This window comes from Alloalcanivorax balearicus MACL04, from assembly GCF_025532145.1.
Lineage (GTDB): Bacteria > Pseudomonadota > Gammaproteobacteria > Pseudomonadales > Alcanivoracaceae > Alloalcanivorax > Alloalcanivorax balearicus.
Window position 1 is genome coordinate 1 of sequence record NZ_ARXS01000001.1, and the last position, 12,631, is coordinate 12,631.

The 12,631-nt window shown below is 62.6% G+C and carries 15 protein-coding genes; 6 read left to right on the forward strand and 9 right to left on the reverse strand.

The window, feature by feature from the left end; all coding sequences use genetic code 11:
• Positions 1-89: 89 nt before the first annotated feature.
• From MA04_RS00005 to MA04_RS00020, 4 genes are all read right to left on the reverse strand, one after another.
• Positions 90-440 (reverse strand): c-type cytochrome, encoded by a 351-nt coding sequence (locus MA04_RS00005; RefSeq protein WP_014996466.1) that lies wholly within the window; start codon positions 438-440, stop codon positions 90-92.
• A gap of 176 nt (positions 441-616) precedes the next feature.
• Entirely contained in the window at positions 617-1,144 is a 528-nt protein-coding gene (cobU, locus tag MA04_RS00010) for a bifunctional adenosylcobinamide kinase/adenosylcobinamide-phosphate guanylyltransferase (RefSeq protein WP_262459024.1), read from the reverse strand.
• Positions 1,145-1,149: 5 nt separating this feature from the next.
• Positions 1,150-2,145, reverse strand: a complete 996-nt coding sequence (locus tag MA04_RS00015; protein ID WP_163127979.1) for an NAD(P)H-dependent flavin oxidoreductase — start codon at positions 2,143-2,145, stop codon at positions 1,150-1,152.
• A 145-nt stretch (positions 2,146-2,290) separates the two neighbouring features.
• A complete protein-coding gene (locus tag MA04_RS00020; RefSeq protein WP_163127981.1) occupies positions 2,291-2,938 on the reverse strand; it encodes a TetR/AcrR family transcriptional regulator in 648 nt (215 codons plus the stop codon).
• 104 nt (positions 2,939-3,042) lie between these two features.
• Between MA04_RS00020 and MA04_RS00025 the strand changes: the two genes are divergently transcribed.
• Entirely contained in the window at positions 3,043-4,230 is a 1,188-nt protein-coding gene (locus MA04_RS00025; protein ID WP_163127983.1) for a CaiB/BaiF CoA transferase family protein, read from the forward strand.
• A 2-nt stretch (positions 4,231-4,232) separates the two neighbouring features.
• Here MA04_RS00025 and MA04_RS00030 read toward each other — a convergent pair whose 3' ends face one another.
• Complete coding sequence (locus MA04_RS00030; protein ID WP_163127985.1) at positions 4,233-4,988, reverse strand: SDR family oxidoreductase; 756 nt, start codon at positions 4,986-4,988, stop codon at positions 4,233-4,235.
• 60 nt (positions 4,989-5,048) lie between these two features.
• Between MA04_RS00030 and MA04_RS00035 the strand changes: the two genes are divergently transcribed.
• The 3 genes from MA04_RS00035 (at position 5,049) to MA04_RS00045 (ending at position 6,920) form a co-directional block, all read left to right on the forward strand.
• On the forward strand, positions 5,049-5,690 hold the full coding sequence (locus tag MA04_RS00035) for an MBL fold metallo-hydrolase (RefSeq protein ID WP_163127987.1): 642 nt from the start codon (positions 5,049-5,051) through the stop codon (positions 5,688-5,690).
• 70 nt (positions 5,691-5,760) lie between these two features.
• Entirely contained in the window at positions 5,761-6,096 is a 336-nt protein-coding gene (locus MA04_RS00040) for a DUF4870 family protein (RefSeq protein WP_014996473.1), read from the forward strand.
• Positions 6,097-6,131: 35 nt separating this feature from the next.
• A complete protein-coding gene (locus MA04_RS00045) occupies positions 6,132-6,920 on the forward strand; it encodes a DUF2057 domain-containing protein (RefSeq protein ID WP_262459025.1) in 789 nt (262 codons plus the stop codon).
• Between the two features lie 125 nt (positions 6,921-7,045).
• On the opposite strand, the gene MA04_RS00050 is transcribed toward MA04_RS00045, so the two are convergent.
• Together MA04_RS00050 and MA04_RS00055 are read right to left on the reverse strand one after the other, a co-directional pair.
• Complete coding sequence (locus MA04_RS00050) at positions 7,046-7,471, reverse strand: secondary thiamine-phosphate synthase enzyme YjbQ (protein ID WP_163127989.1); 426 nt, start codon at positions 7,469-7,471, stop codon at positions 7,046-7,048.
• 3 nt (positions 7,472-7,474) lie between these two features.
• A complete protein-coding gene (locus tag MA04_RS00055) occupies positions 7,475-8,443 on the reverse strand; it encodes a 2-hydroxyacid dehydrogenase (RefSeq protein WP_262459026.1) in 969 nt (322 codons plus the stop codon).
• 36 nt (positions 8,444-8,479) lie between these two features.
• Between MA04_RS00055 and MA04_RS00060 the strand changes: the two genes are divergently transcribed.
• Complete coding sequence (locus MA04_RS00060; protein ID WP_163127993.1) at positions 8,480-9,166, forward strand: DUF523 domain-containing protein; 687 nt, start codon at positions 8,480-8,482, stop codon at positions 9,164-9,166.
• On the opposite strand, the gene MA04_RS00065 is transcribed toward MA04_RS00060, so the two are convergent.
• Both MA04_RS00065 and speA read right to left on the reverse strand, forming a co-directional pair.
• Positions 9,138-9,590, reverse strand: coding sequence for a DUF4112 domain-containing protein (locus MA04_RS00065; protein ID WP_163127995.1), 453 nt, complete (start codon positions 9,588-9,590; stop codon positions 9,138-9,140). The genes MA04_RS00060 and MA04_RS00065 overlap by 29 nt on opposite strands.
• 32 nt (positions 9,591-9,622) lie before the next feature.
• The gene (gene speA / locus MA04_RS00070; RefSeq protein WP_163127997.1) at positions 9,623-11,503 is read right to left on the reverse strand and encodes a biosynthetic arginine decarboxylase; all 1,881 of its coding nucleotides are present in this window, start codon (positions 11,501-11,503) and stop codon (positions 9,623-9,625) included.
• Between the two features lie 236 nt (positions 11,504-11,739).
• On the opposite strand from speA, the gene speE reads away from it, so the two are divergent.
• Positions 11,740-12,612 (forward strand): polyamine aminopropyltransferase, encoded by an 873-nt coding sequence (gene speE / locus MA04_RS00075; protein ID WP_262459027.1) that lies wholly within the window; start codon positions 11,740-11,742, stop codon positions 12,610-12,612.
• The last annotated feature ends 19 nt before the right edge of the window (positions 12,613-12,631 follow it).

The window sequence follows — 12,631 nt, forward strand, 5'->3', positions numbered from 1 at the left end:
GGCTTCGTAGCCCCTTCTGTGCCAGCGATCGTCCGAAAGGCCTCCGTGTAGACCCAGAGGCACCCGCCACCGCTATTCCGCAATGAATCTTATTTGGCGCCGCTCAACTGCAACATATGAATCACGGTGGCGCGAATTTCCTCGTCGCTGCAATCCACGCACCCGCCCCGGGGCGGCATCGCGTTCACACCATTGATGGCCTCGCGCACGATAGCGTCAAAGCCTTCCTCCTCCACTTCGTGAGACCAGTGCAAACGGTTTTCCTTGGCCACTATCGGCGCTCCGCCGGCCCCACTGGAATGACAAACCACACAGTATTGTTGATAGAGGGACGCACCGTCGCGAACCGCCTTTTCTCCGGAAGAAGAAGCACTGTCGGCATCCGTGCACGCCGCCAGCACCAACGGCAATGTCATGATAAAAAAAGATCGCATCAACATGATCAACTCTTGGCGGTATGTTCCCGGACTCACCCCAAACGAGGGAAAGGATTATGGCTTTTTTAAGTAACGCGTGGGTCGCGTACCGAAAAGTATAGCGTTGCTGTCCGGCACAAACATGACAATCGGATGGGCGCCGGGCGACGTTTGGGTCAAAAGGGGGGAAGAGTTCCGGATCAGCCGGATCGGCTATCGGATTTCAAGTCCAGGGACAGCCCGGCCACCACCAGCCGTACATTCTGGCAACGTTGCGCCAGCGCCTGGTTGAGCCAGCCGAGTTCATCGCCGAAGCGACGGGTGAGCGGGTCCATGCCGATAATGCCAAGCCCCACTTCATTGCTGACGATCACCAGCGGGCCGGGATACTCGACCAGGGCCTCAAGGAAATCGTCGCGCTCCTTCTCGCAGCGTTGCTCTCCGGCGTGCAGCAGGTTGCTCAGCCAAAGGCTCATGCAATCGATCAGCAGACACGGCGACAACAGCGCCTGCTCGCGCAGTACCCGGCCAAGCGCCAGCGGCTCTTCCACCAGCCTCCAATGGTCCGGGCGGCGGTGGCGATGCCGCTCGATACGATCGAGCATCTCCCCGTCTCCGGCGGTGGCGGTGGCCACGTAGGTCACCGGGCGGCCGCTGTTCGCCGCCGCCCGCTCCGCTTCCGCGCTTTTGCCGGAACGGATACCACCGAGGATCAGGGTATGCGTCATCGGGATCAGCCAGCGGCGCGCAGCGCCGGAGAGGCGACCTTGCCGTTGAGCTCGGCCTTGGCGGCCTCGTATTCCCGCGCCAGACGGTCCACGTGGTCGGCCGCGGAGACCACCTTGTCCACCGCGCCAATACCCTGGCCGCAGCCCCAGATGTCTTTCCAGGCCTTGGCCTTGCTGTTACCGCCGGAACCGAAGTTCATCTTCGACGGATCGCTTTCCGGCAGGTCCTCCGGATCAAGGCCGGCGTTGCGGATGGACGGCGCCAGGTAGTTGCCGTGCACACCGGTGAACAGGTTGCTGTAGACGATATCGTTGGCGGAGCTGTCGACGATCATCTGCTTGTAGCCTTCCGCCGCGTTGGCTTCCTCGCTGGCGATGAACATGGAGCCGATGTAGGCCAGGTCCGCGCCCATGGCCTGGGCGGCGAGAACCGAGCGGCCATTGGCGATGGAACCGGACAGCCCGATCGGACCATCGAACCACTGGCGTAATTCCTGAACCAGGGCGAACGGCGACAACTTGCCAGCGTGACCACCGGCACCGGCGGCCACCGCGATGAGGCCGTCCGCGCCCTTCTCGATGGCCTTGCGACCGAAGCGGTCATTGATAACGTCATGCAGGGTGATGCCGCCCCAGCTGTGCACGTGCTGGTTGAGGTCCTCGCGGGCGCCCAGGGAGGTGATCACCAGCGGCACCTTGTACTTCTCGCACAGCTCCAGATCCTGCTCCAGACGGTCATTGGTCTTGTGCACGATCTGGTTGACCGCGAAGGGCGCGGCGGGCTGATCCGGATGATCGCGATCCCAGGCCGCCAGCTCCTCGGTGATCCGGTGCAACCATTCGTCCAGTTGCGACAGCGGACGGGCGTTCAGGGAGGGGAAGGAACCGATCACACCGGATTTGCACTGGGCAATGACCAGATCCGGATTGGAGATGATGAACAGCGGCGAACACAGCACCGGCAAACGCAGCCGGCTGGCGATGGAATCAGGAAGTGCCATGGGAAATCCTCTTCATTCCGGCGCCCTGTCGGCGGCCGGTCTCATATTGACATTGAAAATTTGTTTACACTGTAAATTCAATGGTCTGCTCGGAGGCGCATCGCTCCGCGATGGCGATAAGATTTACACCGTATATCTTTAAAGATCAAGTCTGATCTTCATGCGCCGGGGGCCCCGGCTCCAGTGAGGGCGGCGATGCCAGCATGCCCGCGTACAGCGTGCGCATGCACTTTTCGCGCAGGGTATCGGCGTCGATTTCCCGGTCCAGACGGCCGGCCATCTCCAGCACCACGATGCCGTGCATGGTGGCCCAGAACATATACCCGATCAGATCCGCGTCCCCTTGCAGCAGGCCGGCATCAATCATTAATTGCACATAGCCGATCATGGTTTCATGGGCACGGGCATTGGCTTTGACCAGTTCCGGATAGCGCTCCTCGTCCTGCATGGAGAAGTCGAACATCATCTGGTACGCGGCGGGATAGCGTTTGGCGAAACGGACATAGGCATCGCCCACGGCGCGGGCCTTGGCACGGACATCCGGGGCCCGGTTCACCGCCCGTGACAACGACGAGGCGAACTTGTTATAGGCGGCGGCGCGCACGGCGGCGAGGATTTCATCCTTGTCCCGGAAGTAGCGATACGGCGTCATCGCGCTGACGCCCAGTTCGGCGGCGATCTGCCGCATGGTCACGTTCTCCGGCCCATGCTCGATGAACAAACGGGTGGCGACATCGCACACCCGTTTACGGAACACCGCCACTTCCTGATTGGTCTTCGGTTTCTTCGGCACCCGGTTCTCCCCAACCACGCCATTGGCGCGGACCTCGGTTATGGGCTTATATTGGTTTATTGATACAGTGTAAATCATAACAAAGACAGACATCGGGAGAGATCATGAGTACAACAACACCGCCCGCTGGCGGCAATGCGGGACCGCTGACCGGTGTCCGTGTTCTGGATTTCGGCCGTTTCATTGCCGGCCCTTTTTGCGCGGCGCTGTTGGCGGAGTTCGGCGCCGATGTGATCCGGGTGGAACGTCCGGAAGGCGCGGAAGACCGCTTCCTGATGCCGGTGACCGACGACGGCACCGGTGCCTTGTATCTGCAAATGAACCGCAATAAACGCTCGCTGGCCCTGGACGTGACCAGCGATGAGGGCCGCGCCATCGTGCGCCGGCTGCTGGCCAACACCGATGTGGTAGTGGCCAATCTGCCCCCCACCACCCTGCGCAAGATGGGCCTGGACTACGCCACGCTCAGCGCCATCAAGCCGGATATTATTCTGGTCAACCTCAGTGCCTACGGCCAGCAAGGTCCGTGGAGCACCCGCCCCGGCTTCGACAGCATCGGCCAGGTGATGTGCGGTGGGGTGTATCTGAGTGGCGAGGATGGCAAACCCCGCCGCACCCAGGTGAACTGGGTGGACCACGCCACCGCCACCCACGCGGCTTTCGGCACCCTGCTGGCGCTCATGGAACGCAATCTCAGCGGACGCGGCCAGGAAGTTACCGGGGCCCTGCTGAATACCGCGCTGTCCGCCCATGCCCAGCCCCTGGTGGAACAGCATCTGGTTGCCAGCAACCGCCAGCCGGCGGGTAACCGGGGTATCTTCACCAACCCCGGCGATCTGTTCGAGACCCGTGACGGCTGGCTGGTGTTGCAGGCGGTGGGCAATCCCCTGTTCCGCCGGCTGGCGACATTGATCGATGAGCCGCAATGGCTGGAAGATCCCCGCTTCCAGGACGATGAGGGGCGCGGCGCCCACGGCGAGGAACTGTGTGAGCGCATCGCGGCCTGGTGCGCGGAACGCACCCTCGACGAGGCGCTGGACGCGCTGGCGGAGGCGCGCATCCCCTCGGCGCCGGTGCTCTCCCCGGCGCAGTCCCTGGCTCACCCTCAGGTTCAGGCCAGCGGCATGCTGCAGCCCATGACCATTCCCGGACTGGACAAGGAAGCGTTACTGGCCACGGCTCCGGTGAATCTGTCCCGCACCCCGGGCAGCCTGCGCCGGCCGCCACCGCGGCTCGGCGAACATAACGAGGAAATCCTCGCCGAACTGGAGCGGGCGGAACAGGCCGGCTAGGGTCAACCCCGCCCGACAAACGGCATGTTGGTGGCCATGATGGTCATGAACTGCACATTGGCGTCCAGCGGCAGTCGCGCCATGTGCACCACCGCATCGGCCACATGGGCCACGTCCATCATCGGTTCCACCAGGATATCGCCGTTGGCCTGGGGGATGCCGCGCCGCATCGGCTCGGTCATTTCGGTGGCGGCGTTGCCGATGTCAATCTGACCGCAGGCGATGTTGTAAGCACGGCCATCCAGCGAGGTGGATTTGGTCAGCCCAGTCATGGCGTGCTTGGTGGCGGTGTAGGGGGCCGAACGCGGTCGCGGCGAGGTGGCGGAGATCGAGCCGTTATTAATGATACGCCCGCCCTGCGGGTCCTGCTCCTTCATGATGCGGAACGCTTCCTGAGTGCACAGGAAAGCCCCGGTCAGATTGGTGTCCACCACCGCCCGCCAGTGCTTCACCGACAGCTCTTCCAGCGGCACCGGCGGAGCGCCGATACCGGCGTTGTTGAACAACAGATCGAGCCGTCCGTAGCGTTCCTCCACCTCGGCGAACAGGGCCTTCACCGAATCCGGGTCGGTGATATCGGTGGCGATGGCCAGCGCCTGATCCGGCCCCAGCCCGGCGTCCGCCAGCACCTGTTGCAGACGCTCGCCATTACGGCCGGCGGCACCCACGCGATAACCTGCGCTCACCAGCGCCAGCATCACCGCGCGTCCGATGCCGGTACCGGCTCCGGTCACAATGGCTACGGGAGATGAACCCATCACTGCTCTCCTTTCTGTTCGGGTTATACTGTCGGCCCCGTTTTTCAAAGCCGATCCGCCATGAAATACGCCATTCTGCCCGTTACCCCCTATGAACAGAACTGTTCTTTCCTGATTTGCGAGGACACCGGCAAGGTCGCCATCGTCGACCCCGGCGGCGATTTGCCCCGCATCCACCAGGCTCTGGAGCAGCTTGGCGGCGAGGTGGAAAAGATCCTGGTGACCCACGCTCATCTGGACCATGTAGGCGGTGTCGCGGACCTGGCGGAGGAACTGGGCGTACCGATCGAAGGGCCGCATCGTGACGACCAGTTCTGGATCGACATGCTGCCGCAACAGTCTCAGATGATGGGTTTTCCGCCCGCTCGCCCCTTCGCTCCCGCCCGCTGGCTGGAACACGGCGATACCGTCACTGTCGGCGCGACGGAACTCAAGGTATTGCACTGTCCCGGCCATACTCCCGGGCACGTAGTGTTCTTCCAGCCAGAAGCCGGACTGGCGGTGGTCGGCGATGTGCTGTTCAACGGCTCCATCGGCCGCACCGACTTCCCCCGGGGCGACTACCAGACCCTGATCGACGCCATCCAGACCAAGCTGTTCACCCTGGGCGACGACGTGGCGTTCATCCCCGGGCACGGACCAATGTCCACCATCGGCCACGAGCGCCAGCACAATCCTTTCGTTGCCGATCATCGCGGCTAATGCTTCATTTGCAGCGGAGGCCGGGGTAAGGTGCTGTTCGGTTCCCGCCCGGCCGCTCAGGAGACCCTCAATGCCGGATAATCATACCCAGCTGTGTAAACTGGCCTATGTTTTGCTTCTTCTCGGCATTCTTACCGGCGGCCTTACCGCGCTGGTGGCGGTGGTGATCGCGCACCTGTATGCGCCGCAGACCGACGATCCGGTCCGCGCCCATTTCCGCTTCCAGTACCGGACATTCTGGATCGGCCTGTTGTATTACTTCATCTCCGGGCTGACCACGCTGGCGCTGATCGGCTGGGTATTGTTGACCATCACGGTGGTGTGGTGGGTAATACGAGGTCTGCGCGGCCTGGACAAGCTGAACCGCGGCCAGCCACCGGCCAATCTGGAAACCTGGGGCTTTTGACCCGCCCCGCTGTTGCCGTCGTGGCACACACTGCCATGAATATTGTCATAAAACCTTCACCGGCCATCGGCACACTGTCGGGCCTGTTTTATCGGGAGTTCACCATGCCTTCTCCGCGTTCCCTTCTGATCCTGATCTTCGCCACCCTGGCACTCACCGCTTGTGCCCGCAATCCGGTGGTGCAGCTTTATGATGGCCCGAAAAAGCCGGACACCCAGGTATTGACGGTGCGGGTCCCGACCCAGATGGAAGTCGTCACCATCAATGGCCAGGAAGTAAAAGGTGCCAACACCTTCTTCAACACTTCCCACAAGGATCTGAAGCTGGCCCCCGGCACCTATGAAATTGTGGCCTATTACAAGGAACTGTGGGACCTGAACTCGGAAAGCCACGAAGTGATGAAATCCGATCCGGTGGTGTTTCCGGTCAGCGGCAAGGCCGGCCAGTACTACGCCATGAACTATGACCAACCGGAAAACGCCCGCGAGGCCCGGGAACTGGCGGACAACTTCTCCGGCTGGGTGGAAAACACCGCCACCGGTGAAAAGACCCCGACCCAACCCAGCGGCCTGGTGCTCAAGCGCAGCATTCTGGCGCCGCTCACCGGCACCGAGGTGGAATCCTCCACCAGCGAGGCGGTAGCACCAAAACCCGCCGCCGTGATTGCTCCCAAGGAAGCGGCCTCCGCGCCGGCTCCCGCGCCGTCTTCCTCCGCGGCACCAGCGGCGGCACCGGCCGGCAGCTACGTGGAGACCTTGAAAGCCCAATGGAATCAGGCCACGCCGGAAGAGCGTCGCGAGTTCCTGCAGTGGATTTCCAAGTAAGCTTTAACCGCCGGCAGCCCGCACTCACGCGGCGCTGGCGCTGATTCGCGGCCAGGGCCGCTCCCACAGTGTTCTTCGAAGTTGCTGTGGAAGTGGCCCGGGCGGCGTATTAGCAACGTCTTCCCCTATCCCGCTTCGCCCTGCAAGGTCGCCACTATTCTGCGCGCGCCGCCATGATCGCGGTGCTCACACAGATAAATCCCCTGCCAGGTACCCAGGGCCAGGGTCCCATCATGGAGCGGCAATGACAGGGACGGGCCGATCAGCACGCTCTTGATGTGCGCGGGCATGTCGTCTGGCCCTTCCAGAGTGTGCTCATAGTGGGGCGCGTTCTGCGGCACCATCACATTGAAATGGCGCTCCAGATCACCGCGCACATCCGGGTCCGCGTTTTCGTTGACGGCCAGGGACGCGGAAGTGTGCTGGATGAACAAATGCAGCAACCCCACCCGATAACGCCCCAACTCCGGCAGCACCTCGACCACTTCACGGGTGATCAGGTGAAAGCCCCGGGCCCGAGGCTTCAGGGTGATCGTCTGCTGGTGCCACATGGCTCATCCCCCCTGGTTGACGACATTGACCGGCTGTCCGCTCCGCCAAGCCTGGATGTTCTTCACTACCTGGTCGACCATTCGCTGACGGCATTCGGTGCTGACCCAGGCGCTGTGCGGGGTGACGATCAGGTTCGGTACATCGCCTCTGAGCAGAGGGTGATCCGCCGGTGGCGGCTCCTGGCTGAGCACATCCAGAGCGGCGCCGCCCAGATGCCCGGCCCGCAATGACCGCTCCAGTGCCGCCTCGTCCACCAACGGCCCGCGGGCGGTATTGATCAGGAAAGCGCCGGGGCGCATGGCGGCCAGGAAATCATCATTAATCAGTCCCTGGGTGTCTTCGGTGAGCGGACAATGCAGACTGATAACATCGGCGCGACGGAGAAACTCCGGCAGCGGCACCCGGTCCGGCGCCGGGCTCGCGCCGGGGCGCAGTGACGCGGCCACCAGCACTTCCATTCCCATTGCCCGGGCGATGGCCGCCACCTGCTGTCCCAGAGCGCCGTAGCCGATAATGCCGAGGGTACGGCCAGCCAGGTCCACCACCGGGTAGTCCATGCGACAGAACATGGTGGATTCGCTCCAGCGGCCCTGTTGGACATCCCGGTCGTATCGATGCCATTGCGTGGCGAGGCCCAGCATCAGTGCCACCGCATGCTGTGCCACGGTGGCAGTGGAGTAGCCCACCACATTGCTGACCACGATGCCTTTTTCCCGCGCGGCGTCCAGATCCACGTTATTGGTGCCGGTGGCGGAGATACCGATAAACTTGAGGTCCGGACAAGCGTCCATGGTGGCCCGGTCGATGACCACCTTATTGGTCACCGCCACGGCGGCGCCGGCGAGACGTTCGGCCACCTGCTCCGGGGCAGTGCGGTCATGGAAGGTCCAGCCGGACAGCGCGGCCCGCAGCGCCGACAAATCCAGCTCGGAGGGCTTGATGGTTTCGATGTCGAGAAATACGCCTTGCATGGGAGATCCTTCGTTGTGAAACCGGACAGGCCCACTATGCTAACGGAATTGCTCAGGGAAATGGGCTTCGAGCCTTCCCTGGAACACCCGGAGCGGCCCCGGGTGGCGGCCAGCGCCTGCCTGCTGGGCCAGCCGGTGCGCTACGACGGCGGCCACAAGTACCATGCTGGCGTGGCCAGCACCCTGGCGGCCCGGGTTACCCTGGTGCCGCTATGCCCGGAAACCGCCATCGGCCTGCCAGTGCCTCGCCCCCCGATCCAGGTGGTGCTTGTGGGCGAGGCGCAGCGCGTGCGCGGCCTGGCCGCGCCGAACGAAGATTTCAGTGATGCCCTGGCGGATTACGCCGACAGCCTGGCGCCAACACTGGACGGCGTGGTGCTGAAGTCGCGTTCACCCAGTTGCGGCTTTGGCACCACACCGCTGCATGACGAGAGCGGCCGGGAACTCGGCTTCACCAGCGGCGCTTTCGCCGCCCGGCTCCATGCCCGTCTGCCGTTCTTGCCACTGTGCAACGACAGCGATCTGGATGAGGATGGCGTGCTCACTGATTTCCTGCTGCAAGTCCACTGCCATCGCCACTGGCGGCTGGGCGGCTCCCTTGCCGATCTGCGACAGCGGGCACAACACCTTGCTCCGGGCCCGCGGCAGTTGCTATTGAGGTATTTGCAGCGTTTTGAACGCCATCACCGTCCCTTTACCAAATCCACATCACTACAGCAGTGATTACCGCAAACAACACGCACAGCCCAATGAAAGGCCACCAGGGAAACCGTTGCTTCGGTTCTTCTTCCAACTGCTCGTAAAGGTACTCACGCAGCAATCGGGTATTGCGCGTATTCGCTTTGAACACCGCGTCGAAGGCATCGCCCACCACCGGCAGCAGGCCACCGATAAAGTCCACCAGGATGTTGCGCACCATGCGCCGTTTGACCTTGCCGCTGGCCCCCACTTTCTGCGCTTGCAGCAGCACGTAGCCGGACAGAAGCAAACCCACCACATCGCCGATACCAGGAATCAGGCCGATAATGGCTTCCAGGCCAATACGAAAACGGGTGAAGGGAATACCGATACTGGAGTCGGTCCAGGTGCTGAATCGGTCGAGCCGCTCCAGCACCGCCTGATAGCGCTGACGTTCCTGTTCATCCATGCACTGATCTCCTTTCCAGTCTGCGGAATCGGTTATTCCAGATAGGTGTAGCCAGCCAGGCCGTCGCGAATGTCGTTCAGAAATGCCTGCCGGCGTGATTCGTCCAGATGGGCGTCCCGGCACCGGTTTTCCAGAGTTTCCAGCAACCGTTGCGGATCGAAATTAACGTAGCGCAGCACGGTACTGACGGTGTCCCCCTGAATCGCGTGGGCCAGTTCAATATCGCCATTCTCCGTGACAGTGACGTCCACCGAATCGGTGTCACCGAAGAGGTTGTGCATGTCACCAAGAATCTCCTGATAAGCGCCAACCATGAAGATACCAAGATGGCCATTCAGGGTCTCCGGCAGCGGCAGGCTGCTTTCCACGCCCTCACCATCCACATACTGATCAATACGGCCATCCGAGTCGCAGGTGATGTCCTGCAAGACACCCCGGCGGGTGGCCGGCTGATCGAGCCCGGACAAAGGCAGCACCGGAAACACCTGATCGATACCCCAAACGTCCGGTACCGACTGAAACACGGAGAAGTTCACGAACAACTTGTCCGCCAGACGTTCATTGAGCTGATCCAGCAACTCCCGCTGCTGCCGGCGGCGCGGATCCAGGCGCTGGCGCAAGCGCAGCAGTGCATTCACGTACAACTGCTCGGCGCGGGCACGTTCGACGATGCCGAGGTCCCCGTTAAGGTAACGCAGCTGCAGATCCTGCCAAGCGCCCATCAGTTCCGGATACAGCTCCAGCAGGTTGCCCTCGCCGCGTTCCAGTTGCCCGTTCAACCGCCACAACTCATGCAATTCCACACTGTCGTCGGCACCGGGCGGGGCCACCTCCGCCAGAGTCTGGCGCTCCTCGTCGGTAATATTGAGCAACAGCACCGCGTGATGGGCGGTGAGCGCGCGGCCGGACTCTGAAATCACATCGGGGTGAGGCAAGTTATGGGTGGCGCACTGTTCGGCCAGGGTATGGACGATGTGCCAGGCGTAATCGGCCACGCCATAGTTCATCGAGCAGTAGGAGCGCGAGTGCGTGCCTTCGTAGTCCACGCCGAGGCCGCCACCCACGTCCACGGTATCCACCGGCGCGCCCAGGCCACGCAGTTCCACGTAGTAGCGGGCCGCCTCACGCATGCCGGCCTTGATGTCCTGGATGTTGGCCACCTGGGAGCCCAGGTGAAAATGGAGCATGCGCACACAGGACAACTTGCCGGCGTCCCGGCAGTGCGCCACCGCCTCGATCAGTTGCGGCGCGCTCAGGCCGAATTTGGATTTCTCGCCCCCGGTGTTCTGCCAGTTGCCCTTGCCGATGTTCATCAGTCGCACGCGCAGGCCAATGATCGGCTCCACCCCGATCCGGTCCGCCTCTTCCAGCAACAGCGGCAGTTCCGAGAGCTTTTCCACCACGATATGCACCTTGAATCCCAGGGTCTGGCCCATCAGCGCCAGGCGCAGGTATTCACGATCCTTGTAGCCGTTGCAGACCACTGTATCGCCGGGATTGGACAGCGCCAGCACCGCCAGCAGCTCGGGCTTGGAGCCGGCTTCCAGGCCGACCCGGTCACCGTCTTCACGGGCGCGGATGATCTCATGCACCACCCGGCGCTGCTGGTTCACCTTGATCGGATATACCGGCGTGTACTCTCCCCGGTATCGCAGATCTTCGATGGCGGCTGCGAAGGCGCCGGACAAACGCCGCACCCGGTCCTTGAGAATGCCGGAAAACCGGGCCAGCACCGGAGGCCGCAACCCGGCCTGCCGACAGGCTTCCAGCACCGTTTCCAACGGCGCTTCGGCGCCTTCGCCGCCCTGCGGCCGCACGCACAGGCGCCCCCGGTCATCGATACGGAAATAGCCATCCCCCCAGCGATCCACATTGTAGATGGCGTCAAAGGGGCGTTCCGGGGTGGTGCTCATAGGCTGGTGATCCTTGCTGAAGAGGATGAGGGCAGCCCCAATTATGGGCCATCATGGAGGGGTGGCAAATCCTTGCTTCGGTGTGATTTGGCGGGCAGCGGCTTCGCGCCCCCCGTGGGAAGCCGCCCTGGCAGCGATTGAATGATTTCCCGTAGGCGCGAGGGCCGAGGGCCAGTACAATCGGCGCCGTTCCCATTTACTGTTTTTCTCCACCATCCATCAGCGGGAAGAGTCCTATGAGTGCCCAAGACGACAATTGGTTCATCGAGCATTTCGACTCCGCCGGCGTGGCCTTCGGCCTGCGCCTCAAACAAAAGCTGGAAGCGGTGCAAACCCCCTACCAGCACATCGAAATGTGGGAAACCGATACCTTTGGCTATCTGATGACCATCGACGGCGCCACCATGCTGAGCAGCCGCGATAACTTCCTCTATCACGAAATGATGGCGCACCCGGCCCTGTTCGCGCACGCGGCACCGCGCCGGGTCTTGATCATCGGCGGCGGCGATTGCGGCACCTTGCGCGAGGTACTGCGCCACGGCGGTGTGGAAAAAGCGGTGCAGATCGACATCGACGAACAGGTCACTCGCTTCTCCGAGAAGTACTTCCCGGAATTGTGCGAGTCCAACGACGATCCCCGCGCCGAGCTGCGCTTCGAGGACGGCGTCAAATTCATGCAGGAATGCGAACCCGGCCAGTTCGATGTCATCGTCGTCGATTCCACCGATCCGGTGGGCCCGGCGGAAGGGCTGTTCAAGGCGGAGTTCTTCCGTCACTGCCACCGTGTGCTCGCCGATGGCGGGGTCTTGGTACAGCAGTCGGAGTCACCGCTGCTGCACAGCGACACCATCATCCGCGACCTGCACGTGAACATGCGCGAGGCCGGCTTTGATCACACCCAGACCCTGCCGTTCCCGCAGCCGGTCTATCCCAGCGGCTGGTGGAGCTGCACTCTGGCCGGCAAGGGCTGTGACGTCGGTGCCTTCCGCGAGGCGGACGCCGCCGGCAAGGACTTCGACACCCGCTATTACAGCAACGCCATCCATCGTGGCGCCCTGACCCTGCCACCATTCATGAGCGCCGCCATCGGCGACCCGCTGAAGCAGTGAATAGTGAAAAGTGAAAAGT